The organism is Blautia sp. AM42-2 (genome assembly GCF_003480245.1).
GTDB lineage: Bacteria > Bacillota > Clostridia > Lachnospirales > Lachnospiraceae > Fusicatenibacter > Fusicatenibacter saccharivorans.
Genome location: NZ_QUIM01000007.1, coordinates 158,049 through 158,916 on the forward strand (window position 1 = coordinate 158,049; position 868 = coordinate 158,916).

Here is an 868-nt window from a genome sequence, read left to right on the forward strand (position 1 = left end):
GAGACTGTGAGAAAAAGTCTGTAAATAAGATTCTTCTATGATATGCAAGGGTGGTGAGCTTACAGTTTGAGCTTTTCACCCTTGTTTTATATATAACAGTTGTTGAATGGCATGTCAAGAGCAGGCGGTTTTCCGCCTGTCTTGATCGTCGGTTTACTCGTTATTCTGGAAGACGACCTTCGTACATAATACTCAGTTCGCCATATACCTGCGCCCAGTTTCGAATCGTACTGGTCCATTTTTTCGTAGCCTCAAAAGTGGCCAGGTACAGCGCTTTTAAAAGGGCCGTATCGCTTGGGAATACGCTTCTCTGCCGATTCAGCTTCCGGTAGGTGGAATTCAGGGATTCAATCGCATTGGTGGTATAAATCACCGTTCTGACCGTCGTTGAAAACTTGAAAATTGGAGAGATGGCATCCCAGTTATCCTTCCAGCGTTTCATGGAATTCGGATATTTGGGAGACCATTTTTCAGTTACACGATCTAAGGCTGCCAGCGCTTTCTTTTCATCTGCGGCCTGATAAATGGTCTTCAGATCCGCTGCAAATGCTTTTCTGTCCTTGTCAGGGACATATTTCAGTGTGTTTCTTACCTGGTGTACGATACAGCGCTGATACTCGGTTTTTGGAAAAGCAGCAGCGATTGCTTCTTTGATGCCGGTTAAACCATCTGCACAGATGATTAATACATCTTTGACACCCCGGTTTTTCAGTTCGTTCATAACGGAAAGCCAGTATTTTGCGCTTTCGTTGTCGCCAACGCTGATGGTCAGAACCTCTTTCTTTCCTTCCGTGTTGATTCCAAGAATCACGTAAGCTGCAAGCTTTCGGATCACACCATTATCTCTTACGGAATAGTGAATTGCGTC

General features: G+C 44.6%; 1 protein-coding gene. It reads right to left on the reverse strand.

What is annotated here, in order from left to right; all coding sequences use genetic code 11:
* Positions 1–160: 160 nt before the first annotated feature.
* A partial coding sequence (locus DW915_RS10000) for an IS256 family transposase (protein WP_118742061.1) occupies positions 161–868 on the reverse strand: 708 nt, incomplete at its 5' end.